Source organism: Tibeticola sp. (genome assembly GCF_022759015.1).
Lineage (GTDB): Bacteria > Pseudomonadota > Gammaproteobacteria > Burkholderiales > Burkholderiaceae_C > Tibeticola > Tibeticola sediminis.
Genome location: NZ_JAEMQB010000015.1, coordinates 1 through 25,709, shown reverse-complemented (window position 1 = coordinate 25,709; position 25,709 = coordinate 1). Strand labels below are relative to the sequence as shown.

Here is a 25,709-nt window from a genome sequence, read left to right as displayed (position 1 = left end):
ATGAATTCTTGAGGGAAGGCCGCAGCGAGCGGCAAACCGATGCGCCATTTTAGGCGCTGGCTGGACCAGCATCTTCGCTACAGTTGACGCTGACATCCACTTTGACGCTTCCAAAATGGCTGAACGCACCGTTTTTTATGTTTCCGACGGAACCGGCATCACCGCCGAGACCTTTGGCAAAGCCATCCTCGCGCAGTTCGACGTCCAGTTCCGCGCGGTCCGCCTCCCCTTCGTCGACACGGTGGACAAGGCCCATCAGGCGGTGCGGCAAATCAACCACACCGCCGAGCATGAGGGACGCCGGCCGATCGTCTTCACGACGCTGGTCAATATGGACGTGCTGCACGTCATTCAGCAGCACTGCAAAGGCATGTTGCTCGACATGTTCGGGACCTTCGTGCACCCGCTGGAAGAAGAACTCGGCGTGAAGTCGCACCACCGCGTGGGCCGGTTCAGCGACGCGAGCAAGAGTGCCGACTATCAACGTCGCATCGATGCGATCAACTTCGCCCTGGCGCATGACGACGGCCAGTCCGACCAGGACCTGGCAGCCGCTGACGTGATCCTCGTCGGCGTGAGCCGCAGCGGCAAAACCCCAACCAGCCTGTATCTGGCCATGCAATACGGCATCAAAGCGGCCAACTACCCGCTCATACCCGAGGACTTCGAGCGCCAGCAACTGCCCCCGGCGCTGCTGGCGTACAAGAAGAAGTTGTTCGGCCTGAGCATCCAACCCGAGCGCCTGGCCGAAATCCGGCAGGAGCGCCGACCGGGGTCCAAGTACGCCAGCCTCGAAAACTGCCGCCGCGAGGTCGCTGCCGCCGAAGCAATGATGCGTCGCGCCGGTATCAAGTGGCTGTCGACGACACACAAATCGATCGAAGAGATCGCGACCACCATCTTGCAAGAGCTCAAGCTCAACGAAGCTGCGGGCTGACAGCAGGGTCAGGCCGGCCGCCGCAGTGCTGCCTCGAGCCCATTCGAGGCGATCGATTTGCAGTCAGTGGGTTCAAGTTCGGATGCCTCGCACGCCCGAATTGCCGCGAACCGCAGCGAGGCGCTCGGGTCACAAACCCAGTGCCGCGATCCCGGCGCGGGCGATCTGCGCGTCTTCCGAGGACTTCACGCCGCTGACGCCGACCGCGCCCAGGCACTGGCCGTCTTTCAGGATGGGGACGCCGCCTTCGAGCAATCCCTCGACGCTCGGCGCACTGAGAAATGAGGTGCGCCCGCCGTTGATCACGTCCTCGTAGACCTTGCTTTCGCGACGACCGAGCGCCGCCGTGTGGGCCTTGGCCGGCGCGATGTGCGCGGAGATCGGCGGCGCGCCGTCGAGGCGGTTCAGGTGCAGCAAATGCCCGCCCGCGTCGACGATGGCAATCGTGACCGCCCAGCCGTGGGCCAGCGCTTCGGCCTCCGCGGCCGCGGCCACGGCCTTCACATCGGCGGATTCGAGAACAACGGTGGATTTCATGCGGTGAGGTCCGAACAGAGTGGTGAGCGCAGCAGCTTAGCGCAAGCCGGCCGCCGGGCCACCCGCACGGCGGTAAAAACGCCTGCAACTGAATCGGTGGCCTCCGGGGGCTGGCCGGTATCCTTTGATTTCATCGGAATCACGCGCCCCAGGTGCACGCCCTGTCATGGGCGACCCCTAGAATCCATGCAGCCGGACAAACCGGCCATTCACTTCCAAGGAGATACGCATGAACGACCGTCTGCAGACCCTCGATGCCGGCACGGCCTACGGCGGTGCTGGCGCGCTCGCGCAACGCAACCGCGTGCTGCGCAACACCTATTGGCTGCTGGCTCTCAGCCTGCTGCCCACCGTGCTGGGCGCCTGGATCGGCGTGGCCACGGGCATCACCGCCAACCTCACGGGCGGCATCGGCCTGCTGGTGTTCCTTGGTGGCGCCTTTGGCTTCATGTTCGCCATCGAGCGCACCAAGAACTCGGCCGCCGGCGTGCCGGTGTTGCTCGCCTTCACCTTCTTCATGGGGCTGATGCTCTCGCGGCTCATCGCCATGGTGCTGGGTTTCAAGAACGGCAGCGAACTCATCATGACGGCCTTCGGCGGCACCGCCGGCGTGTTCTTCGCCATGGCGAGCCTCGCGACCGTCATCAAGCGCGACCTGTCGGGCATGGGCAAGTGGCTGATGGTGGGTGCACTCGCGATCCTGGTGGGCGGCATCATCAACGTGTTCGTCGGCTCCACCGCCGGCATGATGGCGCTCTCCGTGCTGGCGATCGGAATCTTCAGCGCCTTCATGCTCTACGACCTCAAGCAGATCATCGACGGCGGCGAAACGAATTACATCAGCGCCACGCTCGCGCTCTACCTGGACCTCTTCAACGTGTTCCAGAGCCTGCTCGCACTGCTCGGCATCATGGGCGGCGAGCGCGACTGACCACGTAAACCCACGGGCGCCCGGCGCCCCTGCCCTGCCCCGGCGCCCCGCCGAGATGGTCACTTTTTGATAGCAATCATCGACCGTTTCGCGCTGGGCTACCGGGGTTTTTCACATCATTCGTCCACAACATGGCTCTCAACCCATCCCTGCCGCGCGCCAGCGCCCTGTTTCTCGGCCTGTGCATCGCTGCGGGCCTGGCCCTGGCCTCCGCCCCCGCCGCCCCAACCGAAACCCTGCCCTCGGGCGTGAAGATCGTGCACGCCAAAGTGGGTGACGGCGCCCGCCCCAAGGCTACCGACGTGGTGCGGGTGCACTACCGCGGCACCCTCGCCGACGGCAAGGAGTTCGACAGTTCCTACAGCCGCGGCAAGCCGGCGAGCTTTCCGCTCAACCGTGTCATTCCCTGCTGGACGCAGGGCCTGCAAACCATGAAAGTGGGCGGCAAGGCCACCCTCACCTGCCCGAGCGAAACCGCCTACGGGACGCGCGGCGCCGGCGGCGTGATTCCGCCCAATGCGGTCCTGACTTTCGACGTGGAACTCCTCGGCATCGAAAGCTGACCCCGGCGTCCGGCCCGCCCCTACAAAAAAACGCCCCCGACTCGTAAGAATCGGGGGCGTTTTTCGTTGAAATCAGATGGTGCCGGCAAGAGGAGTCGAACCCCCGACCTTCGCATTACGAATGCGCTGCTCTACCAACTGAGCTATGCCGGCGAAGCCCTGCATTATAGCGGGTTCTGGTGATAGCTCGTGACCCGCTCGACCTCGTTTTTCGAGCCCATAAACACCGCCACACGCTCATGCAGGCTCTTGGGCTGGATGTCCAGAATGCGCTGATGTCCGTTGGTCGCAGCGCCGCCGGCCTGCTCGACCAACCAGGCCATGGGATTGGCCTCGTACATCAGGCGCAGCTTGCCGGGCTTGTTCGGTTCGCGCTTGTCCCAGGGGTACATGAAGATGCCGCCGCGGGTCATGATGCGATGCACGTCGGCCACCATCGAGGCCACCCAGCGCATGTTGAAGTCCTTGCCGCGCGGGCCGTCCGCACCCTGGAGGCACTCATCGATGTAGCGCTTCACGGGCGCGTCCCAGTGCCGTAGGTTGCTCATGTTGATCGCGAACTCACGGGTGTCCGCAGGTATTCGGACGTTTTCCTCGGTGAGCACGAAGGAGCCCTGCTCGCGGTCGAGGGTGAACATCGCCACACCATCTCCCACGGTCAGCACCAGCGTGGTCTGCGGGCCGTAGACGCAGTAGCCCGCCGCCACCTGCTGTCGGCCGGGCTGCAGAAAGTCGCCCTCGTCGACGCCGCGGTCGTCCTCGGGCATCTTGAGCACGCTGAAGATGGTGCCGATGCTGACGTTGACGTCGATGTTGCTCGAGCCGTCGAGTGGATCGAACAGCAGCAGGTACTCGCCCTTGGGGTAGCGGTTGGGCACGACATAGATCGTGTCCATCTCTTCGGAAGCCATGGCTGCAAGGTGGCCGCCCCATTCATTGGCCTCGATCAGCACCTCGTTGGCGATGAGGTCTAGCTTTTTCTGCACCTCACCCTGCACATTCTCCGAGCCGGCCGAGCCGAGCACGCCACCCACCGCCCCCTTGTTGACGGCGATGCTGATGCGCTTACAGGCGCGCGCGACGACTTCGATCAACAGGCGCAACTGGGCCGGAATATGGCCATCGACGCGCTGCTGTTCGACCAGGTAGCGGGTGAGACTGATGGGTTTGGGGGCCATGCGGTGCTCCTCGGGATGGGTCAGTCGGCCAAGGCGCGGGTGACGACCTCGCGCACGTCGTTGCTCAGATCGGGCTTGGCGGCCACCCGCGCGATGGCCTCGCGCGCCGCGCTGCGCCAGGGTTCGGCCAGCTTCTTCCAGCGCTCCAGCGCGCGTGCGAGACGTGCGGCGACCTGCGGGTTGATCGCGTCGAGTTCGAGCACGCGTTCACTCCAGAACACATAGCCCGCAGCATCGGCGCGATGGAAAGCGCCGGGATTGGCGTTGCAGTAGCTGAAGATGAGGCTGCGCGCGCGGTTGGGGTTGCGCAGGTTGAAGTCCGGATGCTGCATGAGCTGGCGCACCAACGGCAGCACGTCGCCACCCCGGTCCGGTGCACCCGCCTGTAGCGCGAACCATTTGTCGATGACGAGCGGTTCGTGGCGGAACATGGCGTAGAAATGCTGCAAGGCGGGTTCGGCCAGCGCATGCCCGGCGGTCACCAAAGCGGATAGCGCATGGAAGCGGTCCGTCATGTTGGTCGCGTCCTTGACGCGCTGGTAGGTCTTGCCCGGCCAGACGACATCACCCGTCTCACGCGCAGCCACGCAGAGCATGGTGAGCGCCATGCCCGCGAGGGCGCGGCGCCCGGCGGAGCGGGCATCGGGCCGATAGGCACCGTTGTCGCGGTGCTGTTCCCAGGCCCAAACCCAGTCGTGGTGCAGATCGAGCGCGAGCTGCTCACGCATGGCCTCGCGCACGGCGTGAACGCGCTGCGGGTCGACCACGTCGAGCTGTTCGGCGAGCCAGGTTTCGGCCGGCAGGGTGAGCACGAGTTCCTTGAAAGCGGCGTCCAGCGCCGGATGACGCAGCACGCTGCGCAGCGCCTCGAGCGTCGCCGGGTCGAGCACCTTGGCGTCCTTGGCTTCGGCATCGCTGCGGATGAAGTCGAGCGCGCGGCGCGTGACGAGCCGCTGCGCCGCTTCCCAGCGGTTGAACGGGTCGCTGTCGTGCGCCAACAAAATCAACAGCTCCTCATCCGTGTAGTCGAAGTCGAGCACGATGGGTGCGCTGAATCCCCGCAGCAGCGAAGGCACCGGCGGCGCGTCGAGTCCGTCGAAGTGGAAGGTTTGTTCGCGCTCGGTGAGCACCAGCAGCCGCTCGAGTGGCGCGGCCTCGCCCGTCGTCTCGGCGGCGGCGCCCGCGTCGGCGGACACACGCAGTGGCAAGGGCTGCCCGTCGCGGTCGAACAAGGCGAGCCGCACGGGGATGACGAAGGGTTCCTTGTGCGGCTGCCCCGGCGTGGGCGGGCAGCTTTGGCTCAGCTTGAGCGTCCAGCGGCGCGCGGCCGGGTCGAAATGCGTCTCGGCGCTCACATGCGGGGTGCCGGCCTGGCTGTACCAGCGCATGAACTGCGGCAAGCGGCGGGCAAGCTCGGAGTCTGGATTGGCGTCAGCAATCGCCGCAGCGAAGTCATCCACCGTGACGGCCTGGCCGTCGTGCCGCTCGAAGTAGAGCTTCATGCCGGCCGCGAAACCCTCGGTGCCCACGAGCGTGTGCATCATGCGCACGAGCTCAGCGCCTTTTTCGTAGACCGTGACGGTGTAGAAGTTGTTGATCTCGAGGTATTGGTCCGGCCGCACGGGGTGCGCCATCGGGCCGCTGTCCTCGGCAAACTGCAGCGTGCGCAGCACGCGCACGTCTTCGATGCGGCGCACCGCACGCGCCGAGGGGCTGCCAGCCATGTCCTGGCTGAACTCCTGGTCGCGGTAGACCGTCAAGCCCTCTTTGAGCGAGAGCTGGAACCAGTCGCGGCAGGTGACGCGGTTGCCGGTCCAGTTGTGGAAGTATTCGTGCGCGACCACGCTTTCGATGTGGGCGTAATCGGTGTCGGTCGCGGTGGCCGGGTTGGCCAGCACGTACTTGGTGTTGAAGATGTTGAGGCCCTTGTTCTCCATCGCGCCCATGTTGAAGTCGCTGGTGGCGACGATCATGAAGCGTTCGAGGTCGAGCGAGAGGCCAAAGCGCACCTCGTCCCAGGCGATGGCGGCCATGAGCGAGTTCATGGCGTGCTCGGTCTTGTCGAGGTCGCCGGCGCGGACATAGATTTGCAGCAAGTGTTCTTTGCCCAGCCGCGAGACGATGCGCTGCTCGCGTGCGACGAGCTTGCCCGCCACCAGCGCGAACAAATAGCAGGGCTTGCGATGTGGGTCGACCCAGCGCGCGAAGTGGCGCCCGCCTTCGAGCTCACCCTGCTCGACGAGATTGCCGTTGGACAACAGCACCGGATACTGCGCCCGATCGGCGCGCAGCGTGACGGTGTAGCTCGCCATCACATCCGGCCGGTCGAGGAAGTAGGTGATGCGACGAAAGCCTTCGGCCTCGCACTGCGTAAAGAAGGTGCCCTCGCTCACGTACAGGCCGGAGAGCTGGGTGTTCTTGGCTGGCGCGCAGGTGGTGAAGATTTCCAGCTCGAAAGGCTCGGGGCCTTCGGGCAGGCTTTCGAGCACGAGCTGATTGCCCTCGAGCTTGAACGAGGTGCCCGCGCCGTTGACCAGCACCCGCGCGAGGTTGAGTTCCTCGCCGTCGAGCCGCAACGGCTGCGCCGGCACGTCGGGGTTGCGGCGCACGCGCATGCGGTTGAGCACGCGGGTCTTGGCCGGGTCGAGGTCGAAGCACAGGTCGACGGTGTCGATGAGGTAGGCCGGCGGGGCGTAGTCTTCGCGCCGGATGAGGGCTTGTCCTTCACGCAACATGGGGTTCCTTTGGAGTGGGGTTCAGACGCCCTGTTTGAGCGAGGCTTCGATGAAGGGGTCGAGGTCGCCGTCGAGCACTTTCTGCGTGGCCGAGGTCTCGTAGTTGGTGCGCAGGTCTTTGATGCGGCTCTGGTCGAGCACGTAGGAGCGGATCTGGTGGCCCCAGCCCACGTCGGTCTTGGTGTCTTCGAGCTTTTGCTGCGCCTCCATGCGCTTGCGCATCTCGAAGTCGTACAGGCGCGAACGCAGCCGTTTCCAGGCGGTTTCGCGGTTGCTGTGCTGGCTGCGCCCGTCCTGGCATTGCACCACGATGCCGGTGGGGATGTGCGTGAGGCGCACCGCCGAGTCGGTCTTGTTGATGTGCTGGCCGCCGGCGCCACTGGCGCGGTAAGTATCCACCCGCACATCGGCGGGGTTGATGTCGATTTCGATGGTGTCGTCGATTTCGGGGTAGACGAACACGCTCGCAAAGCTGGTGTGCCGGCCGCCGGAGGAATCGAAGGGGCTCTTGCGCACCAGGCGGTGCACGCCGGTCTCGGTGCGCAAGAGGCCGAAGGCATAGTCGCCCTCGACCTTGATGGTGGCGCTCTTGATGCCGGCGGTGTCGCCCTCGGTGATGTCTTCGACCGTGGCCTTGAAGCCCTTGCGCTCGGCGTAGCGCAAATACTGGCGCAGCAGCATGCTGGCCCAGTCGCAAGCCTCGGTGCCGCCCGCGCCGGCCTGGATGTCGAGGAAGGCGTTGAGCGGGTCGGCCGGGTTGTTGAACATGCGGCGGAACTCCAGGTCCTTGACCTGGGCGGCGAGCTTTTCGACCTCGGCTTCGATGGTGGCGAGGCTCGCCTCGTCACCCTCTTCCTTGCTCATTTCGTAGAGCTCGGTATTGTCGGCAAGCTCACGTTCGAGATGGTCGAGCGTGACCACCACGCCCTCGAGGGACTTCTTTTCCTTCGCCAGTTCCTGCGCGCGCTTGGGGTCGTCCCAGACGGTGGGGTCTTCGAGGTAGGCGTTGACGGTTCTCAGGCGTTCGGCTTTGACAGGGTAGTCAAAGATACCCCCGTAGCGCCTGCACGCGGGCGCTCAAGTCGGCCAGTTGCGTGCCGATCTGGTTGATGTGTTCTGCATCCATGCTGGGAATTCCTCGGTGTTCGATGTTCACGGGCGGCGCAGCCACGCCGCTGCGGGGTGCGAGCGCACCCGCAAACCCGCGATTTTCTCACGCAAGGAAGGATTCGATCAGCCGTGCGAGTTCTTCGGGCTGGTCGTGGTGCAGCATGTGGCCCGCGTCGGCCACCACCGCGACCCGGCAGTCAGGCACGGCCCGCAGGCGCTCGTGGTACTCGGCCAAGCTGTAGCGCCCCTTCCACCACTGGCTGAGCGAATCCCCGTCGGCCTCGACGGCCAGCACCGGCGCGGTGATGGCGCGATAAATCGCCAGCACCTCCTCGACACGGTAGAGCATGGGATGGGTGATTTTGTGCGCGGCGTCGCCCAGGATGCGCCAGCGGCCCGCCGCGTCCGGCTCGGCCCAATGCTGCGCGAGCCAGGAGGCCTTGTCGGGCGACAGGCGCGGGTTGGTCTTCATGAGGCGGCGCGCGACGGCATCCAGGCTGTCGTAGTCCTTGAGGCGCAGGTCGCCCGCATGCAAGGCGCGCAGTTCGTCGAGCCACTGCGCATAGCGCGCGCCCGCCTGCTCGGGGCGCGTCGCGGGCAAGCCGAAACCCTCGAGGTTGACCAGGCGGCGGATCCTTGCCGGCCGCACCCCCGCGTAAATCATCGCGACGTTGCCGCCCATGCTGTGGCCGATCAGGTCCACGGGTTGCGCGCCGACAAGCGTGTCGAGCAAGGCATCCAGATCGCCCAGGTAGTCCGCAAAAACGAAGTGGTCGGTGCCCGGTGGCGGCGCGGTGTGGCCAAAGCCCCGCCAGTCGGGCGCGAGGATGCGTCGCCCACGCATGAAACCGCTCGAGAAGGCGTCGACCATGAACTGCCACGAGGCCGCCACGTCCATCCAGCCGTGCACCAGCACCAGAGGCGGCAAGGCCGGGTCGGCCTCGCCATCCGACCAGGAACGGACGTGGTATCGAAGCCCGCGGATCGGGACAAACGCGCTGTGACTGGCTCGCTGGATTCGGTACATTGCGCCGATTATTGAGGAGACGACCCATGCCGACCCGTCAAGCCCGGGACAGCCGACGACCGCTGGCACACCCCGCCGACGCCTACGAAACCGTCCATCAGCACTTGCGCTGGCTCGTGCCCGAGCGCTTCAACATCGCACAGGTCTGCTGCCGGCGCTGGGCCGAGCGTGCGGACACTTCCAATTCAATAGCAATCATCGACCATTCCACGCTGGGACACGGCCAAAAACACGCATATTCGGCGCTGCAGGCGGCGGCCGACTGCGTCTCGCATGCGCTGGTGCGCGCGGGCGTGCGCCGCGGCGACCGGGTGGCGATCGTGATGCCGCAGCGCTTCGAGACGGCCGTGGCCTATCTGGCGGTGCTGCAGCTCGGTGCGGTGGCGGTGCCGCTGTCGATGCTCTTTGGCCCGGAGGCGCTGCAGTTCCGGCTGCAGCACAGCGACGCGGTACTCGCCCTGTGCGACGCGGCGGCCCTGGGCGCGCTGCAGGCCGCGCGCGAGCAAACCCCGAGCCTGCGCCGCGTCGTGACAGTCGGGGCGGAGCCGGGCACACCGGGCGTGGACGCGCGGCTCGAAGACTGGCTCGCCCGACCCGCAGCGCCCTTCCCGCTGGCCGACACTGCGGCCGACGACCCCGCCGTGCTGATCTACACCAGCGGCACCACCGGCGACCCCAAGGGCGCGCTGATTCCGCACCGCGCCCTCATTGGCAACTTGACCGGCTTCGTCTGCAGCCAGAACTGGTTTGGCTTCGACGGCGTGCGCAACGCCGCGAGCGATGCGGTGTTCTGGAGCCCCGCCGACTGGGCCTGGACCGGCGGCCTGATGGACGCGCTCCTGCCCACGCTCTACTTTGGCCGGCCCATCGTCGCCTGTCGCGAGCGCTTCAGCCCGGAACTGGCCTTCGACCTCCTGCAAACCCACGGCGTCACCCACAGCTTTTTGTTCCCCACCGCGCTCAAGGCGATGATGAAGGCCGTGCCCGAGCCCCGCGCGCGCTTCCGCCTGCGCCTGCAAGCCCTCATGAGCGCGGGCGAGGCCGTGGGCGAGGCCGTCTACGCCTGGTGCCGCGACGCGCTGGGTGTGGCGCCCAACGAAATGTTCGGCCAGACGGAAATCAACTACATCGTCGGCAACTGCCAGGCGCTGTGGCCCGCCAAGCCCGGCAGCATGGGCCGGCCCTACCCCGGCCACCGGGTGGCGGTGATCGACGAAGCGGGCGTCGAATGCCCGCCGGGGGTGATCGGCGAGGTGGCGGTGCACCGCCGCGACCGCCATGGCGACCCCGACCCGGTGTTCTTCCTCGGCTATTGGAAGAACGAAGCGGCCACCCGCGCCAAATTCACCGGCGACCCCGCCGACAGTTGGTGCCGCACCGGCGACCTGGCGCTGCGCGACGCGGACGGCTACTTGTGGTACCAGGGCCGCGCCGACGACATGTTCAAGTCCGCGGGCTACCGCATCGGCCCCGGCGAAATCGAAAACTGCCTGCTGCGCCACCCGGCCGTCGCCAACGCCGCCGTGGTGCCCAAGCCCGACCCCGAGCGCGGCGCGCTGGTCAAGGCCTATGTCGTGTTGACTCCTGAATTCAGAGCACGACGTGACCAATTCACGCCGGGAAGCGCCGCATTCGATGCCCAACTGTGCCGGGAACTGCAAGCCCATGTACGCGGCCGGCTCGCACCCTACGAGTACCCCAAGGAAATCGAATTCATCGACCAGCTGCCCATGACCACCACCGGCAAGGTGCAGCGCCGCGTGCTGCGTCTGCAAGAAGAAGCCCGCGCCCGGGCAGCCGCCGAGAGCGCGGCCCGGGCACCGCGCTGAGCGCGCACGCCTCCTCCCCCATAAACTTCACTCGTTCCTCTACAACCCCACGCACCACCTCATGCAAACCGTCCGCCTCGGCCAAAGCGACCTTCACGTCACCCCCATCTGCCTGGGTACCATGACCTTCGGTGAGCAAGTCACCGAAACCGATGCCCACGCCATCCTCGACCGCGCCGTCGAGCGCGGCATCAACTTCATCGACACGGCCGAGATGTACGCCGTGCCGGCCCGCGCCGAAACCTATGGCGCGACCGAATCCATCATCGGCCGCTGGTTCGCCCAGCGCCCCGGTATGCGGCAGCGGGTGGTGTTGGCCAGCAAAGTGGCGGGCCCGTCGCGCGGCATGCCCTGGATCCGCGTAGGCAGCGGCATGACCGGCGCCGACATCATCGCCTCGTGCGAGGCGAGCTTGCGGCGGCTGCAAACCGACGTGATCGACCTCTACCAGATCCACTGGCCCGAGCGCCATGTGCCGGCGTTTGGCATCCTCGCCTACGACCCGAGCAAGGAAAAATCCGTCACCCCGATCCGCGAGCAGCTCGAAGCCCTCGCCACGCTGGTGCGCGCGGGCAAGGTCCGCGCCGTCGGCCTGTCGAACGAAACCCCCTACGGCGTGCACGAGTTCGTGCGCTTGGCCGAAGAACATGGCCTGCCGCGCGTGGTGAGCGTGCAAAACCCGTATTGCCTCATCAACCGCAGCTATGAGAACGGGCTGGACGAAACCTGCCACCGGCTCGAAGTCTCGCTCTTGGCGTACTCGCCGCTGGGCTTTGGGCTGCTGACCGGCAAGTACGACGACCGCGGCATCGACACCGACGCTTCGGTCGGGCGCATGGCGAAGTTCGACAGCATGAAAAAGCAGCGCTGGGGTCGCCCCGAGGCGCTGGAAGCGGCGCGGCGCTACAACGCGCTGGCCCGCGCGCACGGCCTCACGCCCACGCAGCTCGCGCTGGCCTTTTGCTACGACAACTGGCGCGTGGCCAGCACCATCATCGGCGTCACCTCGCTGGCCCAGCTCGACGAAGACCTCGATGCCTGGGGCACCCAGCTCAGCCCCGAACTGCGCGCCGAGATCGACCGCATCCGCTGGGCGCTGCGCGACCCGGCTCAATGAGGCCAAGTCCAATCCGATGGCCAAGAAGCCCCATGTGAGCGAAACCCCGGCCACCGCCTGGCTCAAGGCGCAGGGCGTCGCCTACACCGAGCATCCGTACGACTACGTGGACAAGGGCGGCGCGCTGCACAGCGCCGCCGCGCTCGGCTGGGACCCGCACGCGGTGGTCAAGACGCTGGTGATGCAGGACCAGGACGCGCGGCCGCTCCTGATCCTCATGCACGGCGACCGGCAGGTGTCGACCAAAGCGCTGGCGCGGCAAATCGGCGCGAAATCGGTCGAGCCCTGCGCCCCCGAGGTGGCCCAGCGCCACAGCGGCTACCTCGTCGGCGGCACCTCGCCCTTTGGCACGCGCCGCGCCATGCCGGTCTACATCGAGGCGAGCATCCTCACACTACCCAAAATCCTCATCAACGGCGGACGACGCGGCTTTCTGGTCGGCATAGCCCCCCGGGTCTGCACAGAGCAGCTCGGTGCCCAGCCGGTCGAGTGCGCGCTCGCCGACGGTTAGGGGAAGGCGGGTCGTTGAATAATCGGCCGCTGCACCCGTTGTTCCACGCCTGAGGAGTCGTTCTTGAGCTCGGTTTATTCCTTCGTCGCCATCCTGGCCGCTTACCTCATCGGTTCGTTGAGTTTCGCGGTCATCGTCAGTCGGGCCATGGGCCTGGCAGACCCCCGCACCTTTGGCAGCGGCAACCCCGGTGCGACCAACGTGCTGCGCTCGGGCTCGAAGAAGGCCGCCGTGCTCACGCTGCTGCTCGATGCGGCCAAGGGCTGGCTGCCGGTGGTGGCCGTGGCCTCGCTGGGCGCGCCCTACGGGCTGGGTACAGGCACGGTGGCGCTGGTGGGGCTGGCGGCGTTCCTGGGCCATCTGTACCCGGTGTTCTTTGGCTTCAAGGGTGGCAAGGGTGTGGCCACCGCCGCCGGCGTGCTGCTGGCCCTGCAACCGTGGTTGGGCGCGGCGACGCTGCTGACCTGGATCCTCATCGCCGGCTTTTTTCGCTATTCGTCGCTGGCCTCCATCGTGGCCGCCGTGTTCGCGCCGCTGTTCTATCTCTTGGGCGACGGGCGCGTCTGGACGGCAGAACCCGCCACGAGCCTGGCCATCTCGGCCATGACGCTGCTGTTGCTTTGGCGCCACCGCGAGAACATCCGCCGGCTGGTCCAGGGCACGGAAAGCCGCATCGGCAGCAAAGGACGCTGATACGATAGCAGCAACCGTTTCCATGGCGGCCCAACAACCCGCCGTTACCCATGACGACCACCCAGGCTGAGCAACTGCGCATCGCCGGGCAACTGCCCAGCCCCAAGGGCGTCGCACTGGCGATCATGGAAGTCTGCCGCCGGGACGACGCCACGCTCGAAGAAGTCGCGCGTATCGTGCAGACGGACCCCGCCCTCTCGAGCCGGCTGCTGCGCAAGGCAAACGCCGCCGGCCAGGGCGGACGGCCGGTCGCTTCGGTCAAAGACGCGGTCATGCGGCTCGGCATGAACACGGTGCGGCTGCTCGCCATGAGTTTTTCACTGGTCGACCAGCACTCCAGCGGGCCCTGCCCTGCCTTCGACTACGGCGCCTTCTGGTCGCACAGCCTCCTCCTGGGCGTCTCGGCCCAGGAACTGTGCAAGGTCGTCCGCGTTACGACGCCCGACGACCTCTTCGCCTGTGGGCTGCTCGCGCGCATCGGTGAACTCGCGCTCGCCACCATCTACCCGCAGGAATACGCGGGTGTGCTGCAACAAAAGCTTTCGACAGAGGCCTTGCTCGAAGCCGAGCGCCAGGCGCTGCACACGGACCATCTCGAATTCACCGCCGTCATCCTCGAAGACTGCGGCATTCCCAAGGCTTTGGCCGAACCGGTCGTCTTTCATGAACGACCCGAAGCCTCGGGCTTCCGCGAGGGTTCACGGCCCTACCAGTTGCTGCAGCTCTTGGTGCTCGCGCGGCGCATGGCCGATTTGGGCTGCGCGCCCGAAGCCGAGCGACACGCCAAAGTCGGCGAGCTGATGCGCATGGGCGGCCAGATCGGGCTGGACGCACAGGCTTTTGGCGCCCTCTTCGACGGTGCAGTCGCGCAATGGCACAGCTGGGGCGAGCTGCTGCGCATCCCGACCGAAACGCTACCCGACTTCGAACGCCTGACCGAAACCCCGCCTCAACCGGCCACGCCCGCCACGCCCGATGCGCAAGCGCCGCTCCATGTGCTGGTCGCGATGGGCGATGCCCGCGCGCGGGCAGCCATCGTCGCAACCCTGAGCCATGATCTCGGATGCCACGTGACCCAGGCGGGAACCGGCGGCGAGGCGCTCACCCGGGCGCTGCAGGAAACGCCGGATGTGCTCATGCTCGAGCGCTTGTTGCCCGAGATGGACGGGGTCGAGGTCTGCCGCGCCCTGCGTGCCACCGAATGGGGCCGGAGCATCTACGTCATCATGATGGTCGAGTCGGACGACCCGGACCGGGTCGAGGAAGCCCTGGAAGCCGGTGCCGACGACTATCTCCCCCAACCGCTGCACGACCGCTTACTTCACGCCCGCATCCGCGCAGCCCGTCACCACCAACAACTGCGCACCGCCTGGCGAGACGATCGGGCGCAGCTGCGGCAGTTCATGGCCGAACTGGCGCTGTCGAACCGACGGCTCGAGCATGCCGCGATGACCGACCTGCTCACCGGGCTGCCCAACCGGCGCGCTGGCTTGCAGGCGCTGGAACAGGCCTGGAGCGCCTCGACCCGGACCGGGCAGTCTTTGGCGGCGCTGATGATCGACATCGACCACTTCAAATCCATCAATGACCGTTATGGCCATGCGGGCGGAGACGTGGTGTTGCAGTCGGTCGCCAAGACCCTCTTGTCGGCGGCGCGTCGCCACGACACGGTTTGCCGCCTCGGCGGCGAAGAGTTTTTGCTGGTCTGCCACGACGCCGACCTGCGCGCCGCCATCCTGGCCGCGCGCCGGGTGCAGCAAACCGTGCGCAGCCATCCGCCCCAGTTCGACGGGAACACCGTCCCGATCAATGTCAGCATCGGCATCGCCGTGCGCGAGCCGCAGATGGCCGACGCAGACGCCTTGATTCGCGCCGCCGACCAAGCGCTCTACGCCGCCAAGGACGACGGCCGAGACCGAATCTTCGTTTCTGCCGCCGGCAAGGTGCTCGGCGTCCCGTCGGTCCACAACGCCCCTTGAGGACGCGAGGCCACGCTGCGGCGCGCAAGGGGCGGGTTCAGCGTTGCCCCTGAGCTTCAGTCGCGGAAGTTATTGAAGCTCAGCGGCAAGTCGGCCATTTCTTTGCGCAGCAAGGCCATGACCGCTTGCAAGTCGTCGCGCTTGGCGCCCGAGACGCGCAGCTTGTCTTCCTGAATCGCCGCCTGCACCTTGAGCTTGCTGTCTTTGATGAGGCGCTGCATTTTCTTGGCGTCCTCGGTGGCGATGCCGCTGCGCACCTTGATGACTTGCTTGACCTTGTCGCCACCGATTTTCTGCACCGGGCCTTTGTCGAGGAAGCGCACATCGACGCCGCGCTTGGTCATCTTGTTGCGCAGAATGTCCTCCACCTGGGCGAGCTGAAACTCGGCGTCGCCGTACAGGGTGATTTCCTTGTCTTTGAGCTCGATCGCCGCGGCCGTCCCCTTGAAATCGAAACGGGTGGCGATCTCTTTGGCCGTGTTGTCGACGGCATGACGAACTTCGACCATGTCAGGGTCGCAAACGGTATCGAACGAGGGCATAGCGATCTCAGAGCGTGGAATGCGAATGCGACAATTCTCCCATGACCCCTGAGCGCTCCGTCAACCTGCAGCCCCTCAACACCTTTGGCATCGCGGCGCGCGCGCACACCCTCGTTCGCATCCGCAGCGCCGACGATGTGCGCGCCGTGCTGGCCGACCCCGCGCTCGGCCCCGCGCCCAAGTTCATCCTGGGCGGCGGCAGCAACATCGTGCTCACGGGCGATGTGAAGGCGGTGGTGCTCAAGGTCGAGATCAAAGGCCGGCGCGTGCTCGAGGCCACGCCGCGGCACTGGCTGGTGGAAGCCGGCGCGGGTGAACCCTGGCCCGAGTTCGTGCGCTGGACGCTGGCCCAGGGCACGCCCGGGCTCGAAAACCTCGCGCTGATTCCCGGCACGGTCGGCGCTTCGCCGGTACAGAACATCGGCGCCTACGGCGTCGAACTGCAAGATCGCTTTCATTCCCTCGACGCAATCGACCTGATGACCGGGCGCGAGTTCACGCTCGACGCCGCGCAGTGCGGCTTCGGTTACCGCGACTCGGTCTTCAAGCACGCAAGCAACCTCGGCCTGGCCGGCCGCGCGCTGATCCTGCGCGTGCGCTTCGCGCTGCCGCGCCCCTGGCGCCCGGAACTCGGCTACCTCGATCTGCAGCGCAAGATGGAAGAAACCGGCATCGCCGCGCCCGACGCGCAACAGATCCACGACTGGGTGTGCGCCATCCGCCGCGCCAAGCTTCCCGACCCCGCCATGATCGGCAACGCCGGCAGCTTTTTCAAAAACCCGACGGTCACGCCCGAACAGTGCGCCGACATCATCGCGCGCGACCCCGCCGTCGTGCACTACCCGCTCCCCGACGGCCGCATCAAACTCGCCGCGGGCTGGCTCATCGACGCCTGCGGCTGGCGCGGCAAGACGGTGGGGCATGCCGGCGTGTACGAAAAGCAGGCGCTGGTGCTCGTCAACCGAGGCGATGCCGAACACCCGTGCACGGGCGGCGAGGTGATGACGCTGGCCCGCGCCATCCAGACCAGCGTGTACGAACGCTTCGGCATCCGGCTCGAACCCGAGCCGGTGGTCGTTTGAGCTCTTTTTTTAATAGCAAAGAAGCGCCGAATCACGCTGGGATACGCCCGAAAAAGCGAAAAAGCCGGCCACGGGGCCGGCTTTGCTGGGAAAGAGCCTGCGGACCCGCTCGGGTAGCCGTTCAGTCGCCTGAACCCGCGCCGCCCTTGTCTCCTTCGAGTCGCAGCATCTGCGCGCCCTCGCCCAAGGACAGCAGACCCGCCTTCGCATAAATCCCGAGCTTGGCCCGCGTGTCGACGATGTCGAGGTTGCGCATGGTGAGTTGGCCGATGCGGTCCGCCGGCGTGAAAGGTGCGTCTTCCACCTTCTCCATCGACAGACGCTCGGGCGCGTAGGTGAGGTTGGGGCTCTCGGTGTTGAGGATGGAGTAGTCGTTGCCACGGCGCAGTTCGAGCGTCACTTCGCCGGTGATGGCACGTGCCACCCAGCGTTGCGACGATTCCCGAAGCATGATCGCCTGCGGGTCGAACCAGCGGCCCTGATAGAGCAGGCGGCCCAGCTTGCGACCGTTCTCGCGGTACTGCTCGATCGTGTCTTCGTTGTGGATGCCGGTGACCAGGCGCTCATAAGCGATGTGCAGCAGCGCCATGCCGGGGGCTTCGTAGATGCCGCGGCTCTTGGCTTCGATGATGCGGTTCTCGATCTGGTCGCTCATGCCCAGGCCGTGGCGGCCGCCGATTTCGTTGGCCTTGAGGATGAGCGCGACCGGATCGTTGAAGCTCTGGCCGTTGAGGGCGACCGGCTGCCCTTCCTCGAAGCGCACCGTGACCTCTTCGGGCTTGACCTCCACCTCGGGCTTCCAGAACGCCACGCCCATGATGGGGTTGACGATGCGGATGCTCGAAGACAGGCTCTCGAGATCCTTGGCCTCGTGCGTCGCACCCAGCATGTTGCTGTCGGTGCTGTACGCTTTTTCGACCGACATCTTGTAGTCGAAGCCGTTCTGGATGAGGAACTCGCTCATCTCCTTGCGGCCACCGAGCTCGTCGATGAAGCGCTGATCGAGCCAAGGCTTGTAGATCTTCAGGCTCGGGTTGGTCAGCAGGCCGTAGCGGTAAAAGCGCTCGATGTCGTTGCCCTTGAAGGTGGAGCCGTCGCCCCAGATGTGGACATCGTCTTCCTTCATCGCGGCGACCAGCATCGTGCCCGTGACGGCGCGACCGAGCGGCGTGGTGTTGAAATAGGTGACGCCCGCCGTGCTGATGTGGAAAGCCCCGCACTGGATGGCGGCAATGCCTTCGTGCGCCAGCGGCAAGCGGCAGTCGATGAGGCGGGCCTTCTCCGCGCCATAGGCCAGGGCTTTACGCGGGATCTCTTCGTAGTCGCTCTCGTCGGGCTGGCCGAGGTTGGCGGTGTAGGCATAAGGGATCGCGCCCTTTTGCTTCATCCACAGCAGCGCGGCGCTGGTGTCGAGGCCGCCCGAGAAAGCGATGCCGACTTTTTGCCCAACGGGCAGGTTCTGGAGTATGGTGGCCATGGGTCTGGATGCGAAAGCTCAGGGCTCAGCCGAAATGGCAGATGTAGTGATACACGTCGCGGACGCGAATCTCGAACGAGGAATTGCCCGGAACGTGAAAGCGCTCCCCGGGCCCGGAAGTCATCCAGGCGTCGCTGCCGGCGAGTTTGTATTCGCAGCTGCCGGCCACGCACTCCATGATTTCGGGTGCGCCGGTGTTGAAGGTCAGCGTGGCGGGCAGGATTACCCCCACCGACTTGGCCGTGCCATCCGGCAAAGTGAAGCTGTGGCTGACGCATTTGCCATCGAAGTAAACATTGGCCTTCGTGCGTAGCGTCACGCCGGGAATCGACTCGGTGATCATCTCTTGCGCCTGGGTCAAAAAGGGGCGATTTTACCGCCCGGTCCCTGTGCCCCAAGGCGTACCGAATCTTTGTTCTCAGCGCCAGCCGCGGTAGGGATGATGGTGGTCGCCGTGCACGCTGCGGCCGATGACATAGCCCAGCCCCAACGAAATACCCACCGGCACCACATACGAAGAAGGCGCGACATACGCCACGGGCGGCGCCGCATAGACCGGGGCGCTGTAGACCGGCGCGGGGGCAGCATAGGCCGGGGGATAGGTCGGCGCATAAACCGGTGCAGGCTGCGCGGGCACGGCCTGCGGCACTGCGTAACCTTGCCCGTACGTCTGGCTGTTGCCCGGTTCAAAGCCCGCAGGCCCGTATGGCGCAACGGGCGCGGCCCCCACCGGCGTCACTTGAAGCCGCAGCGTCGGGCCCGGGTCGTAAGGCATCTGCGTCTGGTACTGGCGGCCGCCGTATTCGTAGACCACGTTCCAGGCCACCGGGCGGCTCTCGTAGATCGTCTGGGTGCTGCATTCGGTGACGTTTTGCACCTGCGCGGCACCGCGGCCCTCGATTTGGTCACCCACGACCGCACCCCCCAGGCCACCGAGCAGCGTGGCCGCGGCCCGGCCCATGCCGCCGCCGAGGGCATTGCCGATGGCGGCGCCGGCAATCGCACCCATGACCGCGCCGCCCCCCGTGCGCGCCGGCGCCACGGTCACGGGGTGCTGGCTGCAGACCTGCTGGGGCACGGCGACCTGCTGCAAGATGGGGGTGCTCGAGACCACGCGCGCGATCTCGCCGGCCATCGCCGGGCCCGCAGGCAGGCTTGCCGCCACGAGCAGGCCGCTCCACATCAGCTTCTTGTTCCGATTCATCGCCATCGTGCGTTCTCCTTCGGCGTCCACCATGGACCCGCCGCGCCATTTGACGCCCGAGGCACGGCCAGCGTTGACCCAACGCTCAGATTTTCTGTAAAGCCTCGGTAAACATCGTTTCATCGAAGCCCACGGTGATGCGTCCGTCGCCCCAATCGACCACCGGGCGCTTGATGACACTGGGCTGGGCCTGCATCAGCGCGAGCGCCCCCGCCGCATCGGCCGCACGGGCTTGCTCGGCGGCGTCGAGCCGGCGCCAAGTCGTGCCCTGGCGGTTGAGCAGTCGCTCCCACCCGACGGCCTGGGCCCAGCGCGCGAGTTCCGCCGCCGGCACGCCGAGCTTCTTGAAATCATGGAACTGATAGGCCACGCCGCGGGCGTCTAGCCAGGCCCGGGCTTTTTTGACCGTGCCGCAGTTGGGAATGCCGTAGAGTGTGATCATCGGAATATTCTGGCACGCAAACATGACGGACACCCCCCTGCTCTACCCGCCGATCGAGCCCTTCCGATCCGGGTGGATGCGCACCGACGACGGCCACGAGATTTACTGGGAGCTGTGCGGCAACCCCGCCGGCCGGCCCGCCGTGTTCCTCCACGGCGGCCCCGGCGCGGGCTGCTCGCCCGAGCACCGTCGGCTGTTCGACCCGCAGCGCTACAACGTGCTGCTGTTCGACCAGCGCGGTTGCGGCCGCTCGCGCCCCCATGCGAGCCTCGAGCACAACACCACCTGGCATTTGGTGGATGACATCGAGCGCCTGCGCGCGATGCTGGGCGTCGATCGCTGGTTGGTGTTCGGCGGCTCCTGGGGCAGCACGCTCGCACTCGCCTATGCGCAGCGGCACACCGGGCGTGTCTCGGCGTTGATCCTGCGCGGCATCTTCACGCTGCGCCGATCCGAACTGCATTGGTATTACCAGGAAGGCGCAAGCTGGGTGTTCCCGGACCTGTGGGAGGAGTTCCTCGCGCCCATACCGCCCGAGGAGCGCGGCGACCTCATAGCGGCCTACCGGCGCCGCCTGACCGGAGCCGACCGTGCCGAGCAACTGGCCTGCGCGCGCGCCTGGAGCCTCTGGGAGGGGCGCACCATCCGCCTGCTGCCCGACCCGCAAGCGGAAGCCCACCACGGCGAAGACGACTTCGCGCTCGCCTTTGCGCGCATCGAAAACCACTACTTCGTGCACCACGGCTGGCTCGCCGAAGGCCAGTTGCTGCGCGACGCCCCGCGACTGCGCGACATTCCAGGCGTGATCATTCAGGGCCGCTATGACATGTGCACGCCCATGCGCAGCGCCTGGGACCTGCACCGCGCCTGGCCCGAGGCCGAGCTGCACATCATCCCCGATGCCGGACACGCCTGGCTCGAACCGGGCATCCTGCGCGCGCTGCGCGCCGCCACCGACCGTTACGCCCAAGCATGACCGATCTCGATTCCTGGCTCGCGCATTGCGAGCGACTCCACCCCAAGACCATCGACCTCGGCCTCGATCGTGTGGCGGCCGTCGCCGCCCGCCTCGGGCTCGCCTTCGACGCCACGGTGGTCACGGTCGCCGGAACCAACGGCAAGGGCTCGACCTGCGCCATGCTCGAAGCCATCGCACGCGAGGCCGGCTACCGCACCGGCACCTACACCTCCCCGCATCTCGTTCATTTCGAGGAACGCTGCCGCATCCAGGGCGCGCCGGTACCTGCGGAGAGCCTGGTTGCGCATTTCGAGCGGGTCGAGCAGGCGCGCGAGGGCACGCCGCTGACGTATTTCGAATTCACGACGCTTGCCATCCTCGACCGCCTGGCGCGCGCCGGCCTGGACCTCGTCATCCTCGAAGTCGGGCTCGGTGGTCGTCTCGACGCGGTCAACATCGTCGACCCCGACTGCAGCGTCATCACCAGCATCGACCTCGACCATATGGACTTTCTCGGCCCTGACCGGGAGGCCATCGGGCGCGAGAAAGCGGGCATCATGCGAACCGGTCGCCCCGCCATCGTCAGCGATCCGCGCCCCCCGCAAAGCGTGATCGATCATGCGCGCGAAATCGGCGCCGATCTCTGGCTCGCCGGTCGCGACTTCCGGGCGTCGGGCGACCGGCAGCAATGGGCATGGCAAGGCCGCAACCGCCGGTATGCCGGTCTGGCCTACCCGGCGCTGCGCGGTGCCAATCAGTTGCTCAACGCTGCCGGCGTTTTGGCCGCGCTCGAAGCGCTGCGAGCGCGTCTTCCGGTCAGCGCCCAGGCGATCCGCAACGGCCTTGCAACGGTGGATTGGCCGGGCAGGTTCCAGATCCTCCCGGGCTCGCCCACGCTGGTGCTCGATGTCGCGCACAATCCCCACGCGGTCGCAGCCTTGGCCGAGAACCTCGACGCAATGGGCTACTACCCCCGAACCCACGCGGTTTTCGGTGCCATGTCCGACAAAGACATCGGCGGCATGCTCGGCCGCGTCAACCCCTTGATCGACCACTGGTATTTTTGCGACCTGCCGACGCCGCGCGCTGCAGCCGCCGCCGAGCTCGAGAAGCGCTGGTTGGAACACTCGGAACGAGCCCCCAACGGCGCGAGCGCCAGCCGACACGCCGACCCCGTGGCCGCCCTGCAAGCCGCGCTCGCCGCCGCAGACCCGGCTGATAGAATCGTGGTCTTCGGCTCCTTCTTCACGGTGGGAGGCGCCTTGCAAGGTGGCCTGCCGCGGCTGCAGGCCAAGCACCTCACCGCTTGAGCCTCGCACGCATGCCATTGCCCAAATTCTCCTTCCCCGGTTCGCGCGGCCGCGCCGAAGCGCCCGCCGCTGACAGCGTCGAGGCCCTGCGCCGGCGCGCCCGGCAAAGGCTCATCGGCGCCATCGTGCTCGTCCTCGTCGCGGTGATCGGCTTTCCGCTGGTCTTCGACACGCAGCCACGACCCGTCAAGGTCGATCTCCCGATCATCATTCCCGACCGCAACCAGGTGCCGCCGCTGCGCGTCCAACCGGCTTCGGCGGCGACTGCGGCGGCCATGGCTTCGAGCTCCGGCGGACCCCGGCGCGACAGCGAAGCCGCCCCCTTGAGCGCTCAAGCCGCACTCGACGCCAAAGAAACGTTGGTCGAAACACCCCGCCCCAAGCCTGCGGCAAGCGCGCCAGTGCCCGCCTCAGCTCCCGCCTCGGCGCCCGCGGCCGCGAGTCCCCGGCCAGCCGCTCCAGCGCCGGCCCCGGCGGCCTCGAAGCCTGCGGCTGCCACCGCCAAGCCGGCGTCTCAGCCGACCTCGCGCCCGAGTGCGCCGCCGAAGCCTGAGCCCGCCAAGTCTTCGGCGGCGGACGAAGCCGCCCGCGCACGGGCGCTGCTCGAAGGCAAGAGCAGTGCGGCGCCGGCTGCGGCCGCCGCGTCGGCTCGCTACGTCGTTCAGGTCGGCGCATTCTCGGACGCGGCCAAGGCGCGCGAGGTCCGCCTCAAAGTCGAGAAGGCGGGACTCGTCACCTACACCCAGGTGGTCGAAACCGCCGAAGGCAAGCGTATCCGCGTGCGGGTCGGCCCCTACGCCGACCGTGCGGCTGCCGATCATGCGGCCGAACGCATCCGCTCGCTCGGTCTGTCCGCAGCGATCCTCACGCTGTGAAAGCGCACACCTGCCATGGCCGCACTGACGCTGCTGGACTGGATCGTCGTTGCCATCCTGCTCGGCTCGGTGCTGCTCGGTGCGTGGCGCGGATTTCTCTACGAGGTCGTGACGCTCGCGGGCTGGGTCGTCGCCTTCGTCGCGGCGCAGACCTGGGCGGCCGATCTGGCCGTGCATCTGCCGCTGTCGGGCAGCACCGGGGGCTTGCGTCACGCGGTGGCTTTCGTCTTGATCTTCATCGGGGGCGTGTTCGGCGCGGGCCTCTTCGCCGCGCTAATCCGGCGTTTGCTCGGGGCCGTGGGGCTACGGCCGGTGGACCGCGCTTTGGGGGCGGGCTTTGGCATTTTGCGTGGCCTTGCGCTGTTGCTGGCGATCGGCTTTGTCGCGCACTGGACGCCCCTGCACAGCACCGAATTCTGGCGCCTGTCCGCCACCACGCCCTGGATCGACTCGACCGTGCGGTCGTTCGTGCCCTGGGTCGAGGCCTGGACGGCGCGCGCCGAGGCCAGCTGACCTGGCCCGGGGCTTGAGCCCCGATGCCCCCAAAACCTGAGTTTCAACCATTGGAATCGAGCGAACATGTGTGGAATCGTTGGCGTCATCAGCACCACCCCGGTCAATCAGCTGATCTACGACGCGCTGCTGCTGCTGCAACACCGCGGGCAGGATGCCGCGGGCATCGTCACGCAATTGGGGCACAAGTTTTTCATGCACAAGGCGCGCGGCATGGTGCGCGACGTCTTTCGCACGCGCAACATGCGTTCGCTGCCCGGCAGCAGCGGCCTCGGACAGGTGCGCTACCCGACCGCCGGCAATGCCTACAGTGAGGAAGAAGCGCAGCCTTTCTACGTCAATGCGCCGTTTGGCGTGGTGCTGGTGCACAACGGCAACCTCACCAACGCGGCGGCCCTCAAGTCGGAACTGTTCAGCACCGACCACCGTCACATCAACACCGAGAGTGACTCCGAAGTTCTGCTGAACATCTTTGCCCATGAGCTCGCGCAGGCCACCGACGGCCTGCCGCTGACGGCCGAAGACGTGTTCAAAGCGGTGCGCGGCGTCCATCGCCGGGTTCGCGGCTCCTATGCCGTGATTGCGCTGATCGCGGGCCACGGCATGGTGGCCTTCCGCGATCCGTACGGGATACGACCGCTGTGCATGGGCCGGGGTGAGGACGGAACGGTGATGTTTGCCAGTGAATCGGTCGCCCTGGAAGGCACGGGGCACCGGTTCGAGCGCGACGTCGCACCCGGCGAGGCCATCTTCGTGAGTCTGGACGGCCAAGTCCAGGCCCAGCCCTGCGCTGAGCACACCGTGCTCTCGCCCTGTATTTTCGAGTTCGTTTATCTGGCACGCCCCGACTCGGTGCTCGACGGCATCTCGGTCTATCAGGCGCGCCTCAACCTCGGGGAAACGCTGGCCAAGCGCGTGATCTCGACCGTGCCGCCGAGCGAAATCGACGTGGTGATTCCGATCCCCGAGTCGAGCCGACCGAGTGCCATGCAGCTGGCGCAACTGCTGGGCCTTCCGTACCGCGAAGGATTCGTGAAAAACCGGTACGTGGGCCGCACCTTCATTATGCCGGGGCAGGCCGTGCGCAAGAAGAGCGTGCGCCAAAAGCTCAACGTCATCGCCAGCGAGTTCCGCAACCGCAACGTGCTCCTGGTCGACGATTCGATCGTTCGGGGCACCACTTCCAAGGAAATCGTTCAAATGGCTCGGGATGCCGGAGCGCGCAAGGTGTTCCTGGCGAGCGCTGCGCCACCGGTGCGCTACCCCAACGTCTACGGGATCGACATGCCCACGCTCGACGAACTGGTCGCGCATGGCCGCACGGTCGAAGAGGTGCGTGCCATCATCGGCTGCGATGCCTTGATCTACCAGGATGTCGACGCGATGAAGCGCGCGGTCGGCTCGATCAACCCGAACATCCAGGGCTTCGATGCCTCTTGTTTCGATGGCATCTACTGCACCGGCGACATCACCGTCGAAGATCTCGAACGCATGGCGCAGGAGCGCCGCAGCGCCGGCACCGAAGACGCCGAAGATACGTCCCGACTCAATCTGCCCAATGCCTCGGCTCACTGAAGTCGTGCCCTGCCGCCCCCGATGAAGCCACACGAGCCCCAAATGCCGGAATTTCACCGCGACACGCTCGCCGTGCGCGCTGCCGTCGAGCGCAGCGCCTATGGCGAGAACAGCGAGGCGCTGTTTCTGACCTCGAGCTTCGTCCAGCCCGACAGCGCAACCGCAGCGCGGCGTTTTGCGGGCGAAGAGGATGGCTATATCTACTCGCGTTTTTCAAACCCGACGGTCGCGAGCATGGAACAGCGCCTGGCGGCACTCGAAGGCGCCGAGCGTTGTGTCGCCACCGCCAGCGGAATGGCGGCGATTCTGCTGCTGTGCCTCTCGCAACTGAAGGCGGGCGACCATGTGGTGTGCTCGCGCTCCGTCTTTGGCGCGACGATCAAGCTTCTGGGCAGCGATCTGGCGCGCTTTGGTGTCGAGACGACTTTGGTCTCGCAAACGGATCTTGCGCAGTGGCGGGCTGCAATCCGCCCCGGCCGCACCCGTTTGCTGTTTGCCGAGACCCCGACCAACCCCTTGACCGAGGTCTGCGACATCCGTGCGCTGGCCGACTTGGCGCACGAAGCCGGTGCGCTGCTCGCGGT

Annotated in this window: 25 protein-coding genes and 1 tRNA gene; 15 read left to right on the top strand and 11 right to left on the bottom strand. The window is 66.6% G+C overall.

Annotation, left to right across the window (positions count from 1 at the left end; all coding sequences use genetic code 11):
- Window positions 1–115: 115 nt before the first annotated feature.
- Entirely contained in the window at window positions 116–937 is an 822-nt protein-coding gene (gene ppsR, locus JHC36_RS01190; RefSeq protein ID WP_287914826.1) for a posphoenolpyruvate synthetase regulatory kinase/phosphorylase PpsR, read from the top strand.
- A gap of 129 nt (window positions 938–1,066) precedes the next feature.
- On the opposite strand, the gene JHC36_RS01185 is transcribed toward ppsR, so the two are convergent.
- Window positions 1,067–1,474, bottom strand: coding sequence for a GlcG/HbpS family heme-binding protein (locus JHC36_RS01185; RefSeq protein ID WP_287914824.1), 408 nt, complete (start codon window positions 1,472–1,474; stop codon window positions 1,067–1,069).
- 229 nt (window positions 1,475–1,703) lie between these two features.
- Here JHC36_RS01185 and JHC36_RS01180 point away from each other — a divergent pair, with 229 nt between their 5' ends.
- Together JHC36_RS01180 and JHC36_RS01175 are read left to right on the top strand one after the other, a co-directional pair.
- Window positions 1,704–2,405: a Bax inhibitor-1/YccA family protein gene (locus JHC36_RS01180; protein ID WP_287914822.1), complete on the top strand. Its 702-nt coding sequence runs from the start codon at window positions 1,704–1,706 to the stop codon at window positions 2,403–2,405.
- A gap of 131 nt (window positions 2,406–2,536) precedes the next feature.
- Window positions 2,537–2,968 (top strand): FKBP-type peptidyl-prolyl cis-trans isomerase, encoded by a 432-nt coding sequence (locus tag JHC36_RS01175; protein ID WP_287914819.1) that lies wholly within the window; start codon window positions 2,537–2,539, stop codon window positions 2,966–2,968.
- A 77-nt stretch (window positions 2,969–3,045) separates the two neighbouring features.
- Here JHC36_RS01175 and JHC36_RS01170 read toward each other — a convergent pair.
- From JHC36_RS01170 to JHC36_RS01150, 5 genes are all read right to left on the bottom strand, one after another.
- Window positions 3,046–3,121 (bottom strand) — tRNA-Thr (locus JHC36_RS01170).
- Window positions 3,122–3,132: 11 nt separating this feature from the next.
- The gene (locus tag JHC36_RS01165) at window positions 3,133–4,146 is read right to left on the bottom strand and encodes a class 1 fructose-bisphosphatase (protein WP_287914817.1); all 1,014 of its coding nucleotides are present in this window, start codon (window positions 4,144–4,146) and stop codon (window positions 3,133–3,135) included.
- 20 nt (window positions 4,147–4,166) lie between these two features.
- Window positions 4,167–6,881 (bottom strand): aminopeptidase N, encoded by a 2,715-nt coding sequence (pepN, locus tag JHC36_RS01160; protein ID WP_287914814.1) that lies wholly within the window; start codon window positions 6,879–6,881, stop codon window positions 4,167–4,169.
- Between the two features lie 21 nt (window positions 6,882–6,902).
- Window positions 6,903–8,007 (bottom strand): peptide chain release factor 2 gene (prfB, locus tag JHC36_RS01155; RefSeq protein ID WP_124220038.1). Its coding sequence is split into 2 segments (ribosomal slippage): window positions 6,903–7,925 and window positions 7,927–8,007, totalling 1,104 coding nucleotides; the frame shifts between segments, so codons are not numbered across the junction.
- A gap of 87 nt (window positions 8,008–8,094) precedes the next feature.
- Window positions 8,095–9,018 (bottom strand): alpha/beta fold hydrolase, encoded by a 924-nt coding sequence (locus JHC36_RS01150; protein ID WP_287914809.1) that lies wholly within the window; start codon window positions 9,016–9,018, stop codon window positions 8,095–8,097.
- A 26-nt stretch (window positions 9,019–9,044) separates the two neighbouring features.
- Here JHC36_RS01150 and JHC36_RS01145 point away from each other — a divergent pair, with 26 nt between their 5' ends.
- The 5 genes from JHC36_RS01145 (at window position 9,045) to JHC36_RS01125 (ending at window position 15,147) form a co-directional block, all read left to right on the top strand.
- A complete protein-coding gene (locus tag JHC36_RS01145; protein ID WP_287914806.1) occupies window positions 9,045–10,847 on the top strand; it encodes an acetate--CoA ligase in 1,803 nt (600 codons plus the stop codon).
- Between the two features lie 61 nt (window positions 10,848–10,908).
- On the top strand, window positions 10,909–11,964 hold the full coding sequence (locus tag JHC36_RS01140) for an aldo/keto reductase (RefSeq protein ID WP_287914803.1): 1,056 nt from the start codon (window positions 10,909–10,911) through the stop codon (window positions 11,962–11,964).
- A 16-nt stretch (window positions 11,965–11,980) separates the two neighbouring features.
- Window positions 11,981–12,475 (top strand): aminoacyl-tRNA deacylase, encoded by a 495-nt coding sequence (locus JHC36_RS01135; protein ID WP_287914800.1) that lies wholly within the window; start codon window positions 11,981–11,983, stop codon window positions 12,473–12,475.
- 63 nt (window positions 12,476–12,538) lie between these two features.
- On the top strand, window positions 12,539–13,168 hold the full coding sequence (gene plsY, locus JHC36_RS01130; protein ID WP_287914798.1) for a glycerol-3-phosphate 1-O-acyltransferase PlsY: 630 nt from the start codon (window positions 12,539–12,541) through the stop codon (window positions 13,166–13,168).
- A gap of 50 nt (window positions 13,169–13,218) precedes the next feature.
- On the top strand, window positions 13,219–15,147 hold the full coding sequence (locus tag JHC36_RS01125; protein ID WP_287914796.1) for a GGDEF domain-containing response regulator: 1,929 nt from the start codon (window positions 13,219–13,221) through the stop codon (window positions 15,145–15,147).
- Between the two features lie 56 nt (window positions 15,148–15,203).
- Here the strand turns inward: JHC36_RS01125 and JHC36_RS01120 are convergent, their stop codons facing one another.
- Window positions 15,204–15,689, bottom strand: a complete 486-nt coding sequence (locus JHC36_RS01120) for a YajQ family cyclic di-GMP-binding protein (protein WP_287914794.1) — start codon at window positions 15,687–15,689, stop codon at window positions 15,204–15,206.
- Window positions 15,690–15,730: 41 nt separating this feature from the next.
- Here JHC36_RS01120 and murB point away from each other — a divergent pair, with 41 nt between their 5' ends.
- On the top strand, window positions 15,731–16,771 hold the full coding sequence (gene murB, locus JHC36_RS01115; protein WP_287914791.1) for a UDP-N-acetylmuramate dehydrogenase: 1,041 nt from the start codon (window positions 15,731–15,733) through the stop codon (window positions 16,769–16,771).
- 121 nt (window positions 16,772–16,892) lie between these two features.
- Here the strand turns inward: murB and argG are convergent, their stop codons facing one another.
- The 4 genes from argG to JHC36_RS01095 all read right to left on the bottom strand — a co-directional run bounded on the left by argG (window position 16,893) and on the right by JHC36_RS01095 (window position 19,894).
- Complete coding sequence (gene argG / locus JHC36_RS01110) at window positions 16,893–18,248, bottom strand: argininosuccinate synthase (protein WP_287914789.1); 1,356 nt, start codon at window positions 18,246–18,248, stop codon at window positions 16,893–16,895.
- 25 nt (window positions 18,249–18,273) lie between these two features.
- Window positions 18,274–18,591, bottom strand: a complete 318-nt coding sequence (gene ppnP / locus JHC36_RS01105) for a pyrimidine/purine nucleoside phosphorylase (RefSeq protein ID WP_287914862.1) — start codon at window positions 18,589–18,591, stop codon at window positions 18,274–18,276.
- A 75-nt stretch (window positions 18,592–18,666) separates the two neighbouring features.
- A complete protein-coding gene (locus JHC36_RS01100; RefSeq protein ID WP_287914786.1) occupies window positions 18,667–19,458 on the bottom strand; it encodes a glycine zipper 2TM domain-containing protein in 792 nt (263 codons plus the stop codon).
- A 79-nt stretch (window positions 19,459–19,537) separates the two neighbouring features.
- The gene (locus JHC36_RS01095; protein WP_124220062.1) at window positions 19,538–19,894 is read right to left on the bottom strand and encodes an ArsC family reductase; all 357 of its coding nucleotides are present in this window, start codon (window positions 19,892–19,894) and stop codon (window positions 19,538–19,540) included.
- A gap of 22 nt (window positions 19,895–19,916) precedes the next feature.
- On the opposite strand from JHC36_RS01095, the gene pip reads away from it, so the two are divergent.
- The 6 genes from pip to JHC36_RS01065 form a co-directional block, all read left to right on the top strand.
- Complete coding sequence (gene pip, locus JHC36_RS01090; RefSeq protein ID WP_287914782.1) at window positions 19,917–20,870, top strand: prolyl aminopeptidase; 954 nt, start codon at window positions 19,917–19,919, stop codon at window positions 20,868–20,870.
- Window positions 20,867–22,162, top strand: a complete 1,296-nt coding sequence (folC, locus tag JHC36_RS01085) for a bifunctional tetrahydrofolate synthase/dihydrofolate synthase (RefSeq protein ID WP_287914779.1) — start codon at window positions 20,867–20,869, stop codon at window positions 22,160–22,162. The genes pip and folC overlap by 4 nt, the downstream gene beginning before the upstream one ends.
- 11 nt (window positions 22,163–22,173) lie before the next feature.
- Window positions 22,174–23,037: an SPOR domain-containing protein gene (locus JHC36_RS01080; protein WP_287914776.1), complete on the top strand. Its 864-nt coding sequence runs from the start codon at window positions 22,174–22,176 to the stop codon at window positions 23,035–23,037.
- Between the two features lie 15 nt (window positions 23,038–23,052).
- Entirely contained in the window at window positions 23,053–23,550 is a 498-nt protein-coding gene (locus JHC36_RS01075; RefSeq protein ID WP_287914774.1) for a CvpA family protein, read from the top strand.
- 66 nt (window positions 23,551–23,616) lie between these two features.
- A complete protein-coding gene (gene purF, locus JHC36_RS01070) occupies window positions 23,617–25,125 on the top strand; it encodes an amidophosphoribosyltransferase (protein WP_124220072.1) in 1,509 nt (502 codons plus the stop codon).
- A 42-nt stretch (window positions 25,126–25,167) separates the two neighbouring features.
- Window positions 25,168–25,709 (top strand): aminotransferase class I/II-fold pyridoxal phosphate-dependent enzyme (locus tag JHC36_RS01065; protein ID WP_287914770.1); only part of this gene is annotated, 542 nt, incomplete at its 3' end.

Coding starts and splice junctions, on each gene's coding strand:
- ppsR (WP_287914826.1), top strand. CDS start 116: ATGGCTGAACGCACCGTTTTTTATGTTTCCGACGGAACCGGCATCACC.
- JHC36_RS01185 (WP_287914824.1), bottom strand. CDS start 1,474: ATGAAATCCACCGTTGTTCTCGAATCCGCCGATGTGAAGGCCGTGGCC.
- JHC36_RS01180 (WP_287914822.1), top strand. CDS start 1,704: ATGAACGACCGTCTGCAGACCCTCGATGCCGGCACGGCCTACGGCGGT.
- JHC36_RS01175 (WP_287914819.1), top strand. CDS start 2,537: ATGGCTCTCAACCCATCCCTGCCGCGCGCCAGCGCCCTGTTTCTCGGC.
- JHC36_RS01165 (WP_287914817.1), bottom strand. CDS start 4,146: ATGGCCCCCAAACCCATCAGTCTCACCCGCTACCTGGTCGAACAGCAG.
- pepN (WP_287914814.1), bottom strand. CDS start 6,881: ATGTTGCGTGAAGGACAAGCCCTCATCCGGCGCGAAGACTACGCCCCG.
- JHC36_RS01150 (WP_287914809.1), bottom strand. CDS start 9,018: ATGTACCGAATCCAGCGAGCCAGTCACAGCGCGTTTGTCCCGATCCGC.
- JHC36_RS01145 (WP_287914806.1), top strand. CDS start 9,045: ATGCCGACCCGTCAAGCCCGGGACAGCCGACGACCGCTGGCACACCCC.
- JHC36_RS01140 (WP_287914803.1), top strand. CDS start 10,909: ATGCAAACCGTCCGCCTCGGCCAAAGCGACCTTCACGTCACCCCCATC.
- JHC36_RS01135 (WP_287914800.1), top strand. CDS start 11,981: ATGGCCAAGAAGCCCCATGTGAGCGAAACCCCGGCCACCGCCTGGCTC.
- JHC36_RS01125 (WP_287914796.1), top strand. CDS start 13,219: ATGACGACCACCCAGGCTGAGCAACTGCGCATCGCCGGGCAACTGCCC.
- JHC36_RS01120 (WP_287914794.1), bottom strand. CDS start 15,689: ATGCCCTCGTTCGATACCGTTTGCGACCCTGACATGGTCGAAGTTCGT.
- murB (WP_287914791.1), top strand. CDS start 15,731: ATGACCCCTGAGCGCTCCGTCAACCTGCAGCCCCTCAACACCTTTGGC.
- argG (WP_287914789.1), bottom strand. CDS start 18,248: ATGGCCACCATACTCCAGAACCTGCCCGTTGGGCAAAAAGTCGGCATC.
- ppnP (WP_287914862.1), bottom strand. CDS start 18,591: ATGATCACCGAGTCGATTCCCGGCGTGACGCTACGCACGAAGGCCAAT.
- JHC36_RS01100 (WP_287914786.1), bottom strand. CDS start 19,458: ATGGCGATGAATCGGAACAAGAAGCTGATGTGGAGCGGCCTGCTCGTG.
- JHC36_RS01095 (WP_124220062.1), bottom strand. CDS start 19,894: ATGATCACACTCTACGGCATTCCCAACTGCGGCACGGTCAAAAAAGCC.
- pip (WP_287914782.1), top strand. CDS start 19,917: ATGACGGACACCCCCCTGCTCTACCCGCCGATCGAGCCCTTCCGATCC.
- folC (WP_287914779.1), top strand. CDS start 20,867: ATGACCGATCTCGATTCCTGGCTCGCGCATTGCGAGCGACTCCACCCC.
- JHC36_RS01080 (WP_287914776.1), top strand. CDS start 22,174: ATGCCATTGCCCAAATTCTCCTTCCCCGGTTCGCGCGGCCGCGCCGAA.
- JHC36_RS01075 (WP_287914774.1), top strand. CDS start 23,053: ATGGCCGCACTGACGCTGCTGGACTGGATCGTCGTTGCCATCCTGCTC.
- purF (WP_124220072.1), top strand. CDS start 23,617: ATGTGTGGAATCGTTGGCGTCATCAGCACCACCCCGGTCAATCAGCTG.